Origin of the sequence: Streptomyces sp. NBC_01171 (assembly GCF_045039805.1) — a bacterium.
Lineage (GTDB): Bacteria > Actinomycetota > Actinomycetes > Streptomycetales > Streptomycetaceae > Streptomyces.
Genome location: NZ_CP108609.1, coordinates 1,359,134 through 1,376,191, shown reverse-complemented (window position 1 = coordinate 1,376,191; position 17,058 = coordinate 1,359,134). Strand labels below are relative to the sequence as shown.

At 73.9% G+C, this 17,058-nt stretch carries 15 protein-coding genes; 9 read left to right on the top strand and 6 right to left on the bottom strand.

Annotated elements, in window-relative coordinates:
• Nucleotides 1–88 precede the first annotated feature (88 nt).
• The gene (locus OG448_RS06355; RefSeq protein ID WP_405551935.1) at nt 89–1,375 is read right to left on the bottom strand and encodes a GAF domain-containing protein; all 1,287 of its coding nucleotides are present in this window, start codon (nt 1,373–1,375) and stop codon (nt 89–91) included.
• Between the two features lie 356 nt (nt 1,376–1,731).
• On the opposite strand from OG448_RS06355, the gene OG448_RS06350 reads away from it, so the two are divergent.
• Complete coding sequence (locus tag OG448_RS06350; RefSeq protein WP_405551934.1) at nt 1,732–2,871, top strand: YihY/virulence factor BrkB family protein; 1,140 nt, start codon at nt 1,732–1,734, stop codon at nt 2,869–2,871.
• 112 nt (nt 2,872–2,983) lie between these two features.
• Entirely contained in the window at nt 2,984–4,528 is a 1,545-nt protein-coding gene (locus tag OG448_RS06345) for a carboxylesterase/lipase family protein (RefSeq protein ID WP_405558707.1), read from the top strand.
• 8 nt (nt 4,529–4,536) lie between these two features.
• Here the strand turns inward: OG448_RS06345 and mmuM are convergent, their stop codons facing one another.
• Genes mmuM through OG448_RS06325 form a run of 4 tightly spaced genes read right to left on the bottom strand, consistent with a single transcriptional unit; the run spans nt 4,537 to nt 8,001 of the window.
• Nucleotides 4,537–5,445, bottom strand: a complete 909-nt coding sequence (gene mmuM, locus OG448_RS06340; RefSeq protein ID WP_405551933.1) for a homocysteine S-methyltransferase — start codon at nt 5,443–5,445, stop codon at nt 4,537–4,539.
• Nucleotides 5,442–6,134 carry an alpha/beta fold hydrolase gene (locus tag OG448_RS06335; protein ID WP_405551932.1) on the bottom strand — a complete coding sequence of 231 codons (693 nt, stop codon included), beginning with the start codon at nt 6,132–6,134 and terminating at the stop codon, nt 5,442–5,444. The genes mmuM and OG448_RS06335 overlap by 4 nt, the downstream gene beginning before the upstream one ends.
• The gene (locus tag OG448_RS06330) at nt 6,131–6,709 is read right to left on the bottom strand and encodes a TetR/AcrR family transcriptional regulator (RefSeq protein WP_405551931.1); all 579 of its coding nucleotides are present in this window, start codon (nt 6,707–6,709) and stop codon (nt 6,131–6,133) included. The genes OG448_RS06335 and OG448_RS06330 overlap by 4 nt, the downstream gene beginning before the upstream one ends.
• Before the next feature lie 41 nt (nt 6,710–6,750).
• On the bottom strand, nt 6,751–8,001 hold the full coding sequence (locus OG448_RS06325) for an FAD-binding protein (RefSeq protein ID WP_405551930.1): 1,251 nt from the start codon (nt 7,999–8,001) through the stop codon (nt 6,751–6,753).
• 175 nt (nt 8,002–8,176) lie between these two features.
• Here OG448_RS06325 and OG448_RS06320 point away from each other — a divergent pair, with 175 nt between their 5' ends.
• The 7 genes from OG448_RS06320 (at nt 8,177) to OG448_RS06290 (ending at nt 16,495) form a co-directional block, all read left to right on the top strand.
• Nucleotides 8,177–9,496: a radical SAM protein gene (locus OG448_RS06320; protein WP_405551929.1), complete on the top strand. Its 1,320-nt coding sequence runs from the start codon at nt 8,177–8,179 to the stop codon at nt 9,494–9,496.
• 233 nt (nt 9,497–9,729) lie between these two features.
• Nucleotides 9,730–11,199, top strand: coding sequence for a cellulose binding domain-containing protein (locus tag OG448_RS06315; RefSeq protein WP_405551928.1), 1,470 nt, complete (start codon nt 9,730–9,732; stop codon nt 11,197–11,199).
• Nucleotides 11,200–11,234: 35 nt separating this feature from the next.
• Nucleotides 11,235–11,915, top strand: a complete 681-nt coding sequence (locus OG448_RS06310) for a hypothetical protein (protein WP_405551927.1) — start codon at nt 11,235–11,237, stop codon at nt 11,913–11,915.
• A 219-nt stretch (nt 11,916–12,134) separates the two neighbouring features.
• Nucleotides 12,135–13,229 carry a ribosome small subunit-dependent GTPase A gene (gene rsgA / locus OG448_RS06305; RefSeq protein WP_405551926.1) on the top strand — a complete coding sequence of 365 codons (1,095 nt, stop codon included), beginning with the start codon at nt 12,135–12,137 and terminating at the stop codon, nt 13,227–13,229.
• Nucleotides 13,230–13,302: 73 nt separating this feature from the next.
• Entirely contained in the window at nt 13,303–14,694 is a 1,392-nt protein-coding gene (locus OG448_RS06300) for a bifunctional transcriptional activator/DNA repair enzyme AdaA (protein WP_405551925.1), read from the top strand.
• Between the two features lie 8 nt (nt 14,695–14,702).
• Nucleotides 14,703–15,197 (top strand): methylated-DNA--[protein]-cysteine S-methyltransferase, encoded by a 495-nt coding sequence (locus tag OG448_RS06295; RefSeq protein WP_405558706.1) that lies wholly within the window; start codon nt 14,703–14,705, stop codon nt 15,195–15,197.
• Nucleotides 15,198–15,331: 134 nt separating this feature from the next.
• The gene (locus OG448_RS06290; RefSeq protein WP_405551924.1) at nt 15,332–16,495 is read left to right on the top strand and encodes an SGNH/GDSL hydrolase family protein; all 1,164 of its coding nucleotides are present in this window, start codon (nt 15,332–15,334) and stop codon (nt 16,493–16,495) included.
• A 19-nt stretch (nt 16,496–16,514) separates the two neighbouring features.
• On the opposite strand, the gene OG448_RS06285 is transcribed toward OG448_RS06290, so the two are convergent.
• Nucleotides 16,515–16,997, bottom strand: a complete 483-nt coding sequence (locus OG448_RS06285) for a DUF456 domain-containing protein (protein ID WP_405551923.1) — start codon at nt 16,995–16,997, stop codon at nt 16,515–16,517.
• Between the last annotated feature and the right edge of the window lie 61 nt (nt 16,998–17,058).

Below are 17,058 nucleotides of genomic sequence, written 5' to 3'. Positions count from 1 at the left end.
AGCAGGCGGTGCGCCGGGGCCAAGAGGCCGCAAATACGCGGAAGGTGCCCGGTGTGCGGCAGGAGGCGCCCGGCGTGAACGGGGGCGCTCAACGCGTCCCGGGTGCCGTACGACGCAGCGCCACCCCCGGTGCCGTCGAACGCGGCAGCAGGTCACGGGGGTCGTCCGGGAGCAGCACCTCGGCCTCCGCGTCCTCCCGCAGCCGGTACGGCCGATGCAGGAGGAGCGCCCCGAGATATCGGCGTACCCGCGACATCTCCGCTCGGACGGTGACCGTGCGGGACGGGTCGCCGAACACGTCCTCGGCCAGCCCCGCCGCACTGCGCCCCGCGCGCTGCGCCATGAGCAGGTACAGCAACTCCGCGTGCCGCTGGCTGGGTTCACGGGTCCAGGTGCCGCCCGCGTCGGACACCGTGAGCAGCCGGCGCTCCGGCCGGGACAGGTCGAGCACCAGCCTCCCGGTGCCGCCCGGTGTCTCGCCGGACGCCCGCAGCAGCCAGCCCCCGGCCAGCGGCTCGACCGCGCACGTGCCCAGCCCCGGCAGCCAACGCCTGCCCGGCGACAGCGACTTGGGCAGCGTGACCCGGCGTACGTACGGCATGCCCGTCACCGCCGCCGACCAGCCGTCGCGGTCCACCGCGAGGGCCCGTCCGTCCAGCCGGGCCAGCACCGGCGCGGCCACCGACCGCAGTTGCTCCAGGGAGCCGAGGTGCAGCTCGCGCAGCCGGGCCTCGGCGAGCCGGGCGACCGACTCCACCCAGGCGAGGGTCGCCGGATGCATGCTCTCCAGCGGGCCGCTGATGTCCACCACGCCGATGAGCCGGCCGTCCCTGGGATCGGTGACGGGTGCGCCCGCGCAGGTCCAGGAGGCGTGCGAGCGCACGAAGTGCTCGGCGGCGAACACCTGGACCGGCCGCCGTACCACCGCCGGGGTGCCGACCCCGTTGGTGCCCACGACCGCCTCGCTCCAGTCCGCGCCGATCTCGAAGCCGAGCCCGTCGGCCCGGCGCAGCACCGCGGGCGAGCCCTCCCGCCACAGCACCCGGCTGTCCGCGTCCGCGACGACCATGATGTGCCGGGCCACGTCCGCGACCGAAAGCAGCCCCTCGCGCAGCACCGGCAGGACGTGCCTGAGCGGCGACTCCTCCCGGCGGCGGCGCACCTCCTCGGGCGTCAACAGACCCGCTCTGACGTCCCGGTCGGGGTCGACGCCGTCGCGCAGCATCCGTTCCCAGGACTGTCCGATCACCGGCCGGGGCGCCATCGGCGCACGTCGCCCGGCGAGCGTCGCCTCGCGGAGCTGCGCGAGCATCCGCGCCGTGCGCGGCGCGTCGGCGGCGGGCGGACGCGCCTCGTCCCTCGGCGGGTTCACCACGGGGGTCCTTCCCTGTCCGGACAGCGCGCATGGCTCTGTCAAGCTGTCCGGACGGCGGTTTCCGGTCGGCCGACGCCCCCATACTGCCGTCGGTCCGGGGTCGGGGAACACCCTCCGCGCACTGTCGGCGACAAGTTGCAACCCCCTGCAACCCTGGTGAACCCGGAGGGGCGGCAGGAGACTTGAGTCCCGCGCCGCCCGAGAGCGGCGTTCGCGCCCCGTCGCGGGCCCGTGTCGCGGGGGCGGTGCCGAGTCGGCGCGGCACCACCCCCGCGGCGCCGCACCGCCCGTCGGCCCGCCGCGAAGCGTGCCCCCGCGAGGTGAGGGGCGCGCGGTGCGGCGGATACCGTTAGGACGTGCAGTCAGCAAGCGAATCCCCCCAGCGGCCCCACGGTCGCCTCCACCGGGCCAAGGCTCTCTACCGGAACGTCTCCAAACGGAGGACGGCCTGGCTGCTGCTGACGGACACCGTCAATTCCTGCATGGAGTACCGCATCCTGGGCCTCGCCGCCGAGGCCGCGTTCTTCACGCTGCTGTCCGTGCCCCCGCTGCTGCTCAGCCTCATCGGCCTGCTCGGCTACGTCGACGACTGGACCGGCGCCGACACCATCCACAGCCTGGAGACCAACCTCCTCGAAGCCTCCCGCACCGTCCTGTCCGACAAGGGCGTGAAGGAGATCGCCGAGCCGATCCTGGACGACGTGATGAAGGGCGGCCGGCCCGACGTCATCTCCATCGGCTTCCTGTTCGCCCTCTGGTCGGGCTCGCGCGCGGTGAACGTCTTCATCGACACCATCACCGTGATGTACGGCCTCGACGGCGTCCGGGGCATCGTCAAGACCCGGATCATGGCGTTCCTGCTGTTCGTGGTCGCCCTGCTGATCGGCTCGGTGGCGTTGCCGCTGATGGTGGCCGGGCCGGACGCGGTGGTCGGGGTGCTGCCCTGGTCGGCGACGGTCGTCCAGGTGCTGTACTGGCCGGTCGTCATCGTGCTCTCCATCATCTTCCTGACCACGCTCTACCACGTCTCCGTCCCGGTCCGCTCGCCGTGGATCGAGGACGTGCCCGGCGCACTGGTCGCCCTCGCCATGTGGGTGCTCGGCAGCCTCCTGCTGCGCGTCTACCTCACCCACACCATCGAGGGCGCCACCATCTACGGCTCCCTCGCCGCCGCCGTCGCGGTGCTGCTGTGGATCGGCGTGTCCGCCTTCGCCGTGCTGGTCGGCGCCGCCGTCAACGCCGCCATCGACCGGGTCTGGCCCGCCGCCGCCACGGCCGCCGCCCGCGAGGCCAACGAGCGCCAGCGGGAGGCCCAGGTCGCGGACTACGTCGCCTGGGCGGCCGGGCTGCGCGACGCCGACCCGGACGACCCGGACATGCCGTCCGAGTTCCCCGAGCGCTGGTCCCGCTTCCTGCCCCCGGAGGACATCACCGGGCGGCTGCGCGGCCACACCCGGAACGGCCACCAGCCGCCCAGGGCCTCCGAGGACGACTGACCGTACGGACGGTCGGTGCGCCGGAATAGATCCACTCCGTGCGGCGCTCTGAGAGACAGATGTGGTGCGCGCCGCCACGGCGGCCGCACCGGCGACGAAGGGCTGGTGGGCGATGACGGCTGACCGGACGGGCCCGGTGGCCCGAACCCCGTACGGCGCGGTACGCGGCCGGTACGAACACGGGAACGCGGTGTTCCGTGGCATCCCGTACGCGGCACCTCCCTTCGGTATCCGGCGCTTCCGCGCCCCCGAGCCGCCCGAGCCCTGGGACGGCGTGCGCGACGCCGGGGCCTTCGGGCCGACCCCGCCGAAACCGCCGTACTCCGAGGCGTTCGCCCAGTACCTCTCCGACCCCTCCATCCCCGGCGACGACTGCCTGAACCTCAACGTCTGGACCCCGGAGCCCGGCCCCGGCGCCCGCCTCCCGGTGCTGGTCTGGCTGCACGGCGGCGCGCTGACCAGGGGTTCGTCGGCGGTGCCGGTGTACGACGGGCGGGCCTTCGCCCGCGACGGCGTCGTCCTCGTCTCGGTCAACTACCGGCTCGGCGTCGAGGGCTACGGACTCTTCCCGGACGCCCCAGCCAACCTGGGCCTGCGCGACCAGCTCGCCGCGCTGCGCTGGGTGCACGAGTCCATCGCGGCCTTCGGCGGCGACCCCGGCAACGTCACCCTGGCCGGGCAGTCGGCCGGCGCCATCAGCACGGGCGTCCTCATCGCGGCCCCGCAGGCGCGCGGGCTGGTCCGGCGGGCCGTGCTCCAGAGCGGGGCGCCGGAGGTCTCGGACCGGGAGAAGGTACGGCGCATGGTCCGCCGGATGGCGACCCGCCTGAAGGTCCCCGCGACCGCCGCCGCCTTCGCCGACGTCGACCGCGACCTGCTGCTGCGCACCCAGGCCGAGGTCAGCCGGCGCAGCAGCCCGATCCTGGGCGGGCCCGGCTTCGGCATCGTCGTCGACGGCGACCTCGTCCCCACCGACCCGCTGCGCACCCTCACCGACGGGGACGCGGCGCCCGGCGTCGACCTGCTGATGGGCTGGACCCGCGACGAGTACCGGCTCTGGCTGGTGCCCGGCGGCCTGGTCGAGCACGTCGACCGGCTCGGCGCGGTCGCCCTGGCCGGCGCGATGGCCCGCTGCCACGTCGGCTCCGAGGTCCCGCGCGGTTACCGCGCCCTGCGCCCCGCCGCGGGCGCCGCCGAACTGGTCGGCCAGATGGTCACCGACCACATGCTCCGCCTCCCCCTGCACCGCCTGGCCGACGCCCGCCCGTCCCGCTCCCACGTGTACGAGTTCGCCTGGCCGTCCCTCCGCCCCGCCCTCGGCGCCTGCCACTCCCTGGAACTCGGCTTCGTCTTCGACACGGGCGAGGTCGAGGAAGCGGTGAAGCTGGCCGGCAAGGGCGCCCCCCAGTCCCTGGCCGACACCGTGCACGCCTCCTGGGTCGACTTCGCCACCACGGGAAACCCCGGCTGGCCCACCTGGGACCCGTCCCACCCCACCCGCGTCTTCGACACCACCGGCCCTCACCTCACCCGCGGCCCCCGCGACCCCGAGCTCGCCCTCTGGACCCGCCCCCTCGTCCCCAGCCAGCCCTCTTCACCGGACCGGCTCGCGGCGGTACGGCGACTGCGGAGGTCCCCGGTGCTGCGGCGGCGCTGACCGGCGGGTCAGACGCGGCCCAGCGCCCGGGCGATCCCGGTGATCGTCTCCGGGCCCACACGGCAGCAGCCGCCGATCAGGCGGGCGCCCGCTGCCGACCAGGTGGGGGGCTGGGACGAGGCCAGGGTGGGGGTGTCGTCCCAGGCGCGCGCCTGGGCGTTCCAGGTCTCGCCGCTGTTCGGGTAGGCGATCACCGGCTTGCCCGTCACCCGGGCCGCCGTCTCCACCGCTCGCGGGACGTCCTCGGGGGCGCAGCAGTTCACGCCCACCGCGATGATCTCCTCGGCGTCGGCGGCCAGGGCGAACGCCTCCTCCAAGGGCTGGCCGGCGCGGGTGCGGCCGCCGTCGACGCTGTAGGAGAGCCAGGCGGGGACGCCCAGCCCGCGTACCGCGCGCAGCAGGGCCTCCGCCTCGTCGGTGTCGGGGATGGTTTCCAACGCCAGAATGTCGGGCCCGGCCTCGGCGAGGACCTCCAGGCGGGGGCGGTGGAAGCGTTCCAGCTCGGCTCGGGTCAGGCCGTAGCGGCCCCGGTACTCGGAGCCGTCCGCGAGCATCGCGCCGTACGGGCCCGCCGAGGCGGCCACCCACAAGGGGCGGGAGACCCCGGCGCGCCGGGCGGCCTCGCGGGCCAGTTCCACGCTGGATGCCAGCAGGCGCGCGGCCTCCGCCCGGTCGATGCCGCGCCCCGCGAAGCCCTCGAAGGTGGCCTGGTAGCTGGCGGTGATCGCCACGTCGGCACCGGCCGTGTAATAGGCGAGGTGGGCCTCGGTGATCGCCTCCGGGGCCTCCGCGAGCAGGCGCGCGGACCACAGCTCGTCGCTGAGGTCGTGCCCGGCCGACGCCAACTGGTTGGAGAGCCCGCCGTCCAGGACGAGCGGCGGGCCCTCGGTGAGGGCGGTGGCCAGGTCGGTGTTCATCCCTCGACGCTAACCGAGGTGAGGGCCTCGGCGAGCCGGTCCGCGAACTCCTCCGGGTGTTCCAGGGTGCCGAGGTGGCCGCCGGGGAGTTCCAGCAGGGGGCCTTCGGACAGGAACTCCGCCGTGCGGTAAGGGAGTTGGCCGCGTGAATCCACTCCTGCGGCGAGCGTCAGCCGGGCGAGCCCGGGTGCCGGGACGTACTCGGTGAAGGGGCGCAGGACGTGCGCGAGGAAGACGCCCATCGGGGTCGCGTCCGGGCCCTCGGCGGGCGGCCGCTCGGGACCGTCCAGCGCGGCGATCAGCTCCGGCCGCCGCTCCGCCCCGTCCGGCAGCACCAGCGCGCACGGCGGCTCGTGCGCGACCACGTGCGCCAGCCGCGCCGGATGCCGCGCGGCCAGTGCGAGCGCCGCGATCCCGCCCGAGCTGGTCCCGAACACGTACCCCCGCTCGCCGGGCGGCAGCACGGCGGCCAGTACCCGGTCCGCGCCGTCCGCCCAGTCCTCCGGCCGCTGGTCCGGCACCGGCTGCCCGAGGCGGCCGTGCGCCAGGCCCAGCGGGTCGTACGTCACCACGGTGAACCGGCGTGCCAGCCGCGCCGTCAGCGGGCCCAGCCCCATCGGATGCCCGGCGCCGCCCGGCAGGAGCAGCAGCACCGGACCGGTGCCGGTGACGTCGAAGTCGGGTGTCATCGTTCGCTCTCCCTCGGCCAGTGTTCGAGCGCCCGGTGCAGCGCCTCGACCCCTTTTTCCCAGGAGGCGTCCACCGCGCGGTCGGCGCCGAAGCCGCCCGCCGATTCGAGGACGCAGTACCCGTGGAAGGTGCTGCGCAGCAGGCGTACCGCGTCCGTGAGGTCGGGCTCGGAGAGGCCGTAGGCGCGCAGCATCCCGTAGGTGATCTCGGCGGTGCGGCGCAGAGCGGGGGAGTCCGCGATCAGGGACTGGTCGACGCGGATCTGGGTGGCCGCGTACCGGCCGGGGTGCTCCAGGGCGTAGGCGCGGTAGGCGTCCGCGAACGCGGCCAGCGCGTCCCGGCCCGCGCGTCCGGCGACCGCCGCCGCGATGCGGTCGATCAGCTCGCCGCCCGCGTACAGCGCCAGCCGGGTGCGCAGGTCGTTCAGATTCCGGACGTGCGAGTACAGGCTCGCGTCCTTCACCCCGAAGCGCCGGGCCAGCGCGGAGAGGGTGACGTGCTCGAAGCCGGCCTCGTCCGCGAGTTCGGCGGCGGCCGCCACCAGCCGGTCGGCCGTGATTCCCGCACGCGCCATGGACCCACCTCCTTGGGTGCTTAGCCCACATCCTAGAGGCTCTAGGAAAGAATCTCCCGTACGAATTCATTGGCGAACTTGCCTGCGGGGTCCAGCTCTGCCGCGAGCACCCGGAAGTCGGCCAGCCTCGGGAACCGCTCCCGCACCACCGCCGACGGCATCTCGAACACCTTCCCCCAGTGCGCCCGGGCGTCCAGCGTGCCGAGCGCGGCCTCCACCGCGCGTACGACGGGGAGTACCCTCGCCGCGTCCTCGATCCAGGTGAAGTGCAGCGCCACCGAGTCCCGCCCGTACGCAGGGCTGAGCCACTGCGCGTCGGCCGCGACGGTGCGGACCTCGCAGGTCAGCACCACCCCGGCGAGCATCGCCCGGATCGCGTCCAGGGCGTGCAGCGCGGCCGTGGCGTCCGCCCTCGGCAGCAGGTACTCCGACTGGAGCTCCGAGCCGCTGCTGGGCGTGAACTCGGCCCGGAAATGCGGCAGTCGCTCGTGCCAGGGGCCGGGTACACCGCCCTGCTCGGTGCAGTTGACCGCGGGCATCCCCGGCACCGGATGCATCGCCCCGGCCGCCGGCGCCGCCCACGGGAAGTACACCGGCGCCTGGTCGGTGCGCCGCTTCAGCCACACCTGCCGGAACCCCGGCGCCCGCCAGTCGGTGAACAGGCTCACGCTGTACGCCGACGCCGCGACCGTCTCGTACTCCAGCCCGTCCAGGGGGAGTTCAACGAAGACGTGCTGCTCGACCTCGTACGCCGGTTCCAGGTCGAGGGTGAGCGCGGTGACCACGCCGAGCGCGCCCAGCGAGGTCACGGCACCGTCGAAACGGGCGTCGTCGCGGGCGATCCGCAGCGTGCCGCCGTCCGCCGTGATCAGCTCCACCTCGCGCACCGCCGAGGCGAGCGGCCCGTTGCCCACGCCGGAGCCGTGGGTGCCCGTCGCCACCGACCCGGCGACCGAAATGTGCGGCAGGGACGCCATGTTGGCGAGCGCCAGCCCGTGCGCGTGCACCGTGCGGGCCAGCTCCGCGTACCGGACCCCGCCCCCGACGCGTACCGTCCGGGCCGTCGTGTCCACGTCGATCACCGGGGGCAGCCCGGCCACCGACAGCAGTACGCCACCGGCGCCGGGGTCCGCGATCCGGTTGAAGGAGTGCCCGCTGCCCAGCACCCGTACCCGCGCGCTGCCCGCCACCAGCGCCCGCAGCGCGTCCGGTGAGGTGGGCCGGTGGAACTCGTCGGCCGTGTACGTGATGTTCCGCGCCCAGTTGGTGACCGCCCGCGCCGACTTGGTCATCCCTGCCGTCCCTCCCCGAGAGTGCCTGTGCCCAGACCCTCTCATCACTCCCGTGACCTGGGGAGACCCGGACCGCGGGGCAACACGTCACGTGCCTCACAGCCCCCCGGGAGGGCTTGCCGGGAAGTGGGGGCATACGGTGTGAGATGTACGTGTGAGCCGGGAGGAGACAGGGATGGGCAGCCGCACCGCGCTGGTCGAAGATCTGATGGAGCGGTTCCCGCATGTGCCACGGGAGGCCGTCTTCAAGGAGGACCTGCTCCGGGGCGGAGTCGCCTTCGACGCCTCGGCCCTCAGCGACAACGAGGACGGCGAGGTCAAGCCGAAGTCGTACTTCATCTTCTCCTTCGACCACGGCACCCTCCCCGAACTGGGCGAGGCCGCGCTCCGCAGGCCCCCGGAGGAGATCATCCTCACCGGCGGCCCCTACGACCTGCGCCGTACGGTCGTCTCCGTACGGGTGAACCCCGCCTCCCCCTACCGGGTCGCCGCCGACGAGCACGGTCAGCTCGGCCTCTACCTCGACGGCAAGCGCATCTCCGACGTCGGCGTGCCGCCGATGCCGGAGTACTACCGGCACAAGCTCTCCAACGGGAAGTCGGTCATGGAGGTGGCCCCGACCATCCAGTGGGGCTACCTGATCTATCTGACCGCGTTCCGCGTCTGCCAGTACTTCGGCGCCAAGGAGGAGTGTCAGTACTGCGACATCAACCACAACTGGCGCCAGCACAAGGCGGCGGGCCGGCCGTACACGGGTGTGAAGGACGTCGACGAGGTCCTTGAGGCGCTGGAGATCATCGACAAGTACGACACCGCCAAGATCTCCACCGCGTACACGCTCACGGGCGGCGCGATCACCACGAAGGTCCAGGGGCTGGACGAGGCCGACTTCTACGGGCGGTACGCCAAGGCCATCGAGGAGCACTTCCCGGGCCGCTGGATCGGCAAGGTCGTCGCGCAGGCGCTGCCCAAGCCGGACGTGCAGCGCTTCAAGGACTACGGCGTGCAGATCTACCACCCCAACTTCGAGGTGTGGGACGAGTACCTGTTCAAGATGTTCTGCCCCGGCAAGGAGCGGTACGTCGGCCGGGACGAGTGGCACAAGCGCATCCTGGACTCCGCCGACGTGTTCGGCGCGCGCAACGTGATCCCCAACTTCGTGGCGGGCGTGGAGATGGCCGAGCCCTTCGGCTTCACCAGCGTCGACGAGGCCATCGCCTCCACCACCGAGGGGCTGCGCTTCTTCATGTCGCACGGCATCACGCCCCGCTTCACCACCTGGTGCCCCGAGCCCACCACCCCGCTCGGCAAGGCCAACCCGCAGGGCGCGCCGCTGGAGTACCACATCCGGCTGCTGGAGGCGTACCGCAACACCATGGACGACTTCGGCCTCTCCTACCCGCCCGGCTACGGCCCGCCCGGCCCCGGCAACGCGGTGTTCTCCGTCAGCTCCTTCATGGACAGCCTGTCCGCCGAGGAGCGGGTGGAGGTCTGAACCCGCTTGTGACGCCGGGGCTTTGAACCGCTGAGCGCCCGCTTCCGTATCCCCTGACGGAGTGGCGGGCGCGCGGCGGGCAGTCACGGTCACGCCGGGCGACGAGTCCCTCACCCGATCCGCCGGGGCCGCTTGTCAGCCCGGCGGCGGCGTGAAAGGCTCCTGCCTCCGCGAGGCCCCAACTCCACCATCGCTGTGGTGAGTTGCCCCTCGCTCGTGGACGCTGGAGACCGATGCCCGATCTGCCGCCCCCTCAGGAAGCCGCCGAGGCGGCGCTGTTCGCCGAGTGCTGGGACGCGGTCCTCTCCTACGCCGACCTGTGCACGGCCGGAGCGGGAACGGCACACCAACTGGCCGACGAAGCCTTCACCTTGGGGATGCGCGAGCTGCGGGCCGCGCAGGGCGCCGTGCGCGGCCGTACCGCCCGGCTGCCGGTCATCCCCCAACTCCTCACCGCCGTACGGGAAACCGTGGTCGAGTGGGAGAGCGCGGGCAAGGGCCACAAGCTCGACCCCGACCTCCGCCTCTGGCTCAACTCCGATGCAGCCGCCCGTTATACGGGCCCGCCGCTGGGCCGACCCATCGCGCTGCGCGGCCTGCGGGACATGCCCGAGGCGGACGCCACGCTGCTCTGGCTCGCCGAGGTGGAGTCGCTTCCGCTGCCCACCGTCGCCCGCCGGCTGGGCCTGGACCCGCTGACCACGGGCGCCGAACTCGACCAGGTCCGTGTCCTGTTCCACGACCGCTGCCACCGCGCCCACCGCGACACCCCGCTGGACGCCGAGTGCCGCAGCTACGCCCGCCTGCTGGACGCCGTCACCCGCTCGCCCGGCGCGGAGACCCCCGAGGACCTCTCCCGCCACCTCGCCACCTGCGTCCCGTGCGCCGAGGCCGCCGCCTGCCTGCGCCTGCACGGTGGCGGCATCCCGGCCGCGCTCGCCGGAGGCGTCATCGGCTGGGGCGCCCACGCCTACCTGGAACGCCGCCGCCGCGCCGCCGAGGTCCGCCTGGGCGTGGGCGCGCCCTCGGGGCCGGGGGCGCGTACGGACGACGAGGCGGCCCGGGGCCGCGTACTGCGCGGCAGCCTCCTGGCGGCGGCCGGCCTGCTGTCGGCGGTGGCCCTGGGCGTCTCCCTCATGCCCTTCGGTACCCCGGACGACGCCGACGTGTCCGCCCGCGACGACCAGAAGCCGATCGCCGCCCCCGACACCCCCTACCCCGACCCCACCCCGGCCCCCTCCCGCTCGGCCGCCCCGGCCACCACCCGCACCCTCCCGGTCCCCGCCTCCCCGATCCCGACCCCCACCCGCAAATCCGCGCCCCCCGCCCCGAAGCCCTCCGCGACCCCCTCCCCGACCCCTACCTCGACCCCCACCTCGAGCACCCCCACCACCTGCCACGTCGCCTACCACCTGGACGACGAATGGAGCGACGGCTTCCAGGCCAGCCTCCACATCACCACCGACGCCCCCCTCTCCGACTGGCAGCTCACCTGGAACTTCCCCGACGGCCAGCACATCGGCCAGACCTGGGACGCCACCCCGCACCAGAACGGCGCGCAGGTCACGGCGGAGGCCAAGAGCTACAACCGCGAGGTCGCCGCCCACGGGACGATCGCCTTCGGCTTCGTGGGGACGCGGGACGGGGGGAACGGGGCACCACGGGCGTTCAGGCTCAACGGGGAGCCCTGCGCGAACGGTTGACCGAAGCCGCTCGCCGGCGGGGGAGGATGGCCGGCATGACGGGTAGCCATGGTGAACTGCGTGAACTGCTCCATCGCGCCGGCCTGGAGAAGACCGGGTCCGGCGAGGTCTCCGACGCGCGGCCCTCGCGGGCCGCCTGGCGCCCGGTGATCGCGGCGAGCACGGAGCCCACGCTCGCGGTGCCGGACGACCACCCCTGCCTGGTCGCCGAGTTGAACCGGCAGTGGCACCGGCTCGCCGTCGAGCACGGTGTGATCGACGGGGAGGGGGAGTTCCTGATCAGCGTCGCCGATCAGGGCTGCACCTGCTGGACCAGAGTGCGGCTGGCGGAGCAGTGGGATCTGGCCGGTCTCCTCGGCTCTCGGGCGGGCCAGCCGGAATTCGTGGCGATGTCCCTGGACGGAGAGAGTGTCCTGGGCGTCACCTGTGAGGAGTACGCCGTCTGGTTCGTCGCCGTCGCCCCGTTCACCGCCTGGCTTGAGTCGTCGGCGCGGGAGGGTGCCGTGGAGAGCCCGGAGGAGCGGGAGGCCGGCTGGGACATCGTCCTGCGACCGAAGACCGCCTTGGACCGGCTGCGGGGCGCATGGCGCGAGGGGCTGGCCAGAAACCCTTCCGCCTCCCCGGCCGTACTGCGCCGTCTCCTCGATGTCGCCCCTGAGGAGCGGCTCTCGTCCTGGCTCAATAATTCATTGGTGCCGGCTGCCCGTCGCCTCTAGTGTCGTCCGTGTTCGCGCGGCGGCTCGTCGAGTTGTCGTGGTGGTTCGGCGTGGTCGAGGAGGTGTGACCGATGGCTGTCTCTGTGGTGGGTGCTGCGCGCGTCCGGACATTCATCCATTTCACCTCCGTGGCTTCCGGCTGACCTTTCCCTTTCCGCGCCACAGCGCGTGTGCCGGGGCCACCCTTCGAAGGGTCACCCCTTGTCTTTCTCGTCCTCCATGAGTTCGTCGTCCTCTTCGCATCCGCTCGTGCCGTACGGCTGGGATGCCGACTGGGAGACGGCGTTCGCCCCCTACGCCGAGCAGGGGCTCGTACCCGGCCGTGTCGTACGCGTCGACCGTGGCCTGTGCGATGTCGTCACACCGGGCGGCACTGTTCGTGCAGACACCGAGTTCGTCGTCCCGCGTGACCCGATGAAGGTCGTGTGCACGGGGGACTGGGCCGCCGTCGACCCCGAAGGCTTCGACCCGCGGTTCGTGCGGACGCTGCTGCCCCGCCGGACCGCGTTCGTACGGTCCGCTTCCTCCAAGCGGTCCGACGGGCAGATCCTGGCCGCCAATGTGGACCACGCCGTCGTCGCCGTGTCCCTCGCCGTCGAGCTTGACCTCGGGCGGGTCGAGCGGTTCCTCGCGCTGGCGTGGGAGTCCGGGGCGCAGCCGGTGGTCGTGCTGGCCAAGGCCGACCTCGTACCGGACCCCGTGACGCTCGCGCACCTCGTGCAGGACGTCGAGACCACCGCGCCCGGCGTCCCCGTGCTCACCGTCAGCGCGCTGCACGGCGAGGGGCTGGACGTGCTCCGGGCGCTGATCGGCTCCGGTACCGCCGTGCTGCTCGGGCAGTCCGGCGCGGGCAAGTCCACGCTGGCCAACGCGCTCGTCGGCGCGGACGTGATGGATGTCCAGGCCGCGCGGGACGTGGACGGCAAGGGCCGGCACACCACGACCACCCGCAACCTGCTGCCACTGACCGGCGGGGGCGTCCTCATCGACACCCCCGGTCTGCGCGGCGTCGGCCTGTACGACGCGGAGAGCGGGGTCGGCCAGGTGTTCTCCGAGATCGAGGAGCTGGCGGCGCGCTGCCGGTTCCACGACTGCTCCCACGCCTCCGAACCCGGCTGCGCGGTCGTCGCCGCAGTGGACTCCGGCGAGCTGCCCGTCCGCAGGCTGGAGAGCTACCACAAGCTGGTCCGCGAGAACCAGTGGATCGTCGCCAAGACCGACGCCCGCCTGCGCGCCGAGATCCGCAGGGACTGGAAGCGCAAGGGCGCCGAGGGCCGCGCGGCGATGCGGGCCAAGCGGGGTCCCTGGACCTGACCCGCCAGGGGGGCCGGGCTGCATGTCCGTTTTCCGCTGGCCCGGCCCCCCTCCCACATCCGACACTGGACGCATGACGGACGATGACAGCAGGTACGAGGCGGTGCGCAGCCGCGACGGGCGGTTCGACGGCGTCTTCTTCTTCGCCGTCCGGACCACCGGCATCTACTGCCGTCCGAGCTGCCCCGCGGTGACCCCCAAGCGGTGCAACGTCCGGTTCTTCCGCACGGCCGCCTCCGCGCAGGGCGCCGGGTTCCGGGCCTGCCGCCGCTGCCGGCCGGACGCCGTACCGGGGTCGGCCGAGTGGAATGTCCGCGCGGACGTCGTCGGCCGGGCCATGCGGCTGATCGCCGACGGCGTCGTCGACCGCGAGGGCGTCACCGGCCTCGCCGCCCGCCTCGGCTACAGCGCCCGCCAGGTGCAGCGCCAGCTCACCGGCGAGGTCGGCGCGGGGCCCGTCGCGCTCGCCCGCGCCCAACGCGCCCACACCGCGCGGACCCTGCTGCGGACCACCGAACTCCCCGTCACCGAAATCGCGTTCGCGTCCGGCTTCCGCAGCATCCGCCAGTTCAACGACACCATCCGCGAGGTCTACGCCCACACCCCCACCGAGGTGCGCGACGCCGCCCCCCGCTCCCGCCGCAGCGCCCCCGGCACCGGCATCCCGCTGCGCCTCGCCCACCGGGGCCCCTACCAGGCCGGCGCCGTCTTCGACCTGCTGGTCCGCGAGGCCGTACCCGGCGTCGAGGAGGTGACCGGCACCCCCGGCGCCCGCGTCCACCGGCGTACCCTGCGGCTGCCGTACGGCACCGGAGTCGCCGTCGTCCACGAGCGCGCCCACACCCCCGAGCCGCGCGGCGGTACCCGGCCCGGCGGTTGGCTCGACGCCCGCCTGCTGCTCACCGACCCCCGCGACCTCACCACCGCCGTGCACCGGCTGCGCCGGCTGTACGACCTGGACGCCGACCCTTACGCCGTCGACGCCCGCCTCGGCGCCGACCCCCGGCTCGCCCCGCTGGTCGCCGCCCGGCCCGGACTGCGCTCACCCGGCGCCGTCGACCCGCTGGAGATCGCCGCCCGCGTCCTGACCGGGTCGCCGGAAGCGGTGGCACGGCTGGTCCTCCGGTACGGCAAGGCGCTCGACGCGCCCAGCGGCACCCTCACCCACCTCTTCCCCGAACCCGCCGTCCTCGCCGAGGCCGAGGCCGGGACCCCGCTCGGCACGCTCGCCGCCGCCCTCGCCGACGGCCGCCTGCGCCTCGACCCCGGCGCCGACCGGGACGAGACCCGGCGCACCCTGGCCACGCTGCCCGGCATCACCCCGGCCGCCGTCGCCGCTCTCCGGGCGCGCGTGCTCGGCGACCCGGACGTCACCCCACCCGGTACGGACCTGCCCGAAGCCTGGCGGCCCTGGCGGTCCTACGCCGTCCACCACCTACGGGTCGCCGAGGAGCTGACCGACTGATGGCGATCATGGACAACCCCTACTGGACCGAACTGGCCTCCCCGGTCGGCCCCCTGCTGCTCACCGCCGACGCCGACGGCGCCCTGACCTCGGTCTCCGTGCCCGGCCAGAAGGGCGGCCGGACCGTCCAGGAGGGCTGGCGGCACGACGCCGGGCCCTTCCGGGAAGCCACCGAACAGCTCACCGCCTACTTCGCCGGAGACCTCAAGGAGTTCGACCTGCCGGTCCGTGTGCGGGGCACCGAGTTCCGCGAGCGCGTCTGGGCCGCCCTGGACGCCGTCCCTTACGGGGCCACCACCACCTACGGCGCCCTCGCAGCCGAGGTCGGTGCTCCCCGCGCCGCGATCCGCGCGGTGGGCGGCGCGCTCGGCGCCAACCCCCTGCTGGTCGTCCGCGCCTGCCACCGGGTCATCGGGGCCGACGGCACGATGACCGGGTACGCGGGCGGGCTCGAGCGGAAGATGTGGCTGCTGCGCCTGGAGGGGGTGCTGGGCGAGGCGTAGCCCCTAGGGGTCGCCCGCGCTGCGCCGTGCGGGTGGGCCCCCGGCGCTGGCGCCCCCTCCGGGACCGCCGCGTGTGACACCGTCGCCTCCGGCGGGCCCGACACGCGGACGGGCCCGGTGCGAAAGGGCGGACATTGGGCTACGTCGTACGGTTCCTCGCGGCCATACTGCTCGTCCTCACCCCGGCTCCGGCCTGGGCCGCCGGGGGACAGCAGTCCTGGACCGGCACCTGGGAGGCCGCCCCCTCCGGCACCGCCCCCTCCCTGCCCGGCGCCGCGATCCGCAACATCGTCCACCTCAGTGTCGGCGGTCACGAACTGCGGGTACGCGTCACCAACCGGCTCGGCACCGCCCCGCTCCACCTCGGCGCGGTCACCGTCGCCCTCCGGCAGGGGAAGGGCCCGGACGCCGTGCCCGGCACCCTGCGCACCGCCACCTTCCGGCACGCGACCACCGCCACGATCCCGCCCGGCCGGGACCTGCTCACCGACCCGGTCCGGCTCACCGTCCCGGCCGCCGCCGACCTCCTGGTCACCGTCCTCACCCCGGACGACTCCGGTCCCGCCACCCAGCACGGCACCGCCCTCCAGACGAGCTGGGTCGCCCTGGTCGGCGCCGGGCACGCGGCCGACGAGGACGGGTCGGCGTACCGCACCCCCATCAGCAACTGGTACTACGTCGCCGGTGTCGATGTACGCGGCGCCGCCACCGGCAGCGTCATCGCCTTCGGTGACTCCCTCACCGACGGCCACGGCTCCACCCACGACGCCAACCACCGCTGGCCCGACCTGCTGGCCGAACGCCGCCGGCACCTCGGCGTCCTCAACGCGGGTATCGGCGGCAACCGCCTGCTGCGCGACGGCACCGGTCCCGGCGCACTCGCCCGGCTCGACGTGGACGCGCTGGACCGGGCCGGGGTCCGCGTCCTCGTCGTGTTCGAGGGCGTCAACGACATCAACGGCAGCCCCACCGCCGACGACGTCAGCGTTTACGCCGACGCCTACCGCACCCTCGTCGCCCGCGCCCACGCCCGGCACGTGCGGGTCGTGGGCGTCACCCTCACCCCGTACGCCGGCTATCCGGCGCACACGGCGGCCCGCGAGACGGTACGGCAGGGGGTCAACGAGTTCATCCGCACCGGCGGCGCCTTCGACGCGGTCTGCGACGCGGACGCGGCGCTGCGCGATCCCGCCGAGCCGGTGCGGCTGCTGCCGCGCTACGACCCGGGCGATCATCTGCACTTCGACGACGACGGGATGCGGGCGGTCGCCGACTGCGTGAGCCGCGTCCTGCTGTGAGGGGTCTTGCTGCGGGGGGTCAGCCCCACACCACCGCGCCCAGCCACGCGGCCGCGATCAGCAGGCAGGCGAAGAGCTCCGTGAACACGCTGGAGCCGCCCGAGCGCATCGCCGTACGCAGCGCGGCCATCGCCTCGCCGTGGCGGCCGAGCCGGAGCCGCTCACCGAGGTAGATCCCGCCCATGAAGCCGGGCAGCGCGCCCACCACCGGCAGCAGCACGAAGCCGAGGAGCGCGCCGACACCCGCGTACACCGCCATCCGGGGCGTCGCACCGCTCGCCCGCAGCCGGCGCGCGGGCAGCGTCCAGCGGACGATCTGCGCCAGCAGCAGGACGACGGTCGCGCCGACCAGGAGCGCCCAGGCCAGGCCGGACGGGTTCGTCAGCGCCCACCACAGGACCCCGGCCCACACCAGCCACGACCCCGGCACACCGGGCACCAGCACTCCGCACAGGCCCAGCGCGATCACCAGGCCGACCAGCAGGAGTTCCCACGCTCCCATCTGCCCAGCGTGCCCGAGCCCGGACGGAACCGCAGATCTCGTACGGCCGTTCGTCCCGTCC

Excerpts from the sequence above, each read along its gene's own strand:
- OG448_RS06345 (WP_405558707.1), top strand. The coding sequence starts at position 2,984 with ATGACGGCTGACCGGACGGGCCCGGTGGCCCGAACCCCGTACGGCGCG.
- mmuM (WP_405551933.1), bottom strand. The coding sequence starts at position 5,445 with ATGAACACCGACCTGGCCACCGCCCTCACCGAGGGCCCGCCGCTCGTC.
- OG448_RS06335 (WP_405551932.1), bottom strand. The coding sequence starts at position 6,134 with ATGACACCCGACTTCGACGTCACCGGCACCGGTCCGGTGCTGCTGCTC.
- OG448_RS06330 (WP_405551931.1), bottom strand. The coding sequence starts at position 6,709 with ATGGCGCGTGCGGGAATCACGGCCGACCGGCTGGTGGCGGCCGCCGCC.
- OG448_RS06325 (WP_405551930.1), bottom strand. The coding sequence starts at position 8,001 with ATGACCAAGTCGGCGCGGGCGGTCACCAACTGGGCGCGGAACATCACG.
- OG448_RS06320 (WP_405551929.1), top strand. The coding sequence starts at position 8,177 with ATGGGCAGCCGCACCGCGCTGGTCGAAGATCTGATGGAGCGGTTCCCG.
- OG448_RS06315 (WP_405551928.1), top strand. The coding sequence starts at position 9,730 with ATGCCCGATCTGCCGCCCCCTCAGGAAGCCGCCGAGGCGGCGCTGTTC.
- OG448_RS06310 (WP_405551927.1), top strand. The coding sequence starts at position 11,235 with ATGACGGGTAGCCATGGTGAACTGCGTGAACTGCTCCATCGCGCCGGC.
- rsgA (WP_405551926.1), top strand. The coding sequence starts at position 12,135 with ATGAGTTCGTCGTCCTCTTCGCATCCGCTCGTGCCGTACGGCTGGGAT.
- OG448_RS06300 (WP_405551925.1), top strand. The coding sequence starts at position 13,303 with ATGACGGACGATGACAGCAGGTACGAGGCGGTGCGCAGCCGCGACGGG.
- OG448_RS06295 (WP_405558706.1), top strand. The coding sequence starts at position 14,703 with ATGGACAACCCCTACTGGACCGAACTGGCCTCCCCGGTCGGCCCCCTG.
- OG448_RS06285 (WP_405551923.1), bottom strand. The coding sequence starts at position 16,997 with ATGGGAGCGTGGGAACTCCTGCTGGTCGGCCTGGTGATCGCGCTGGGC.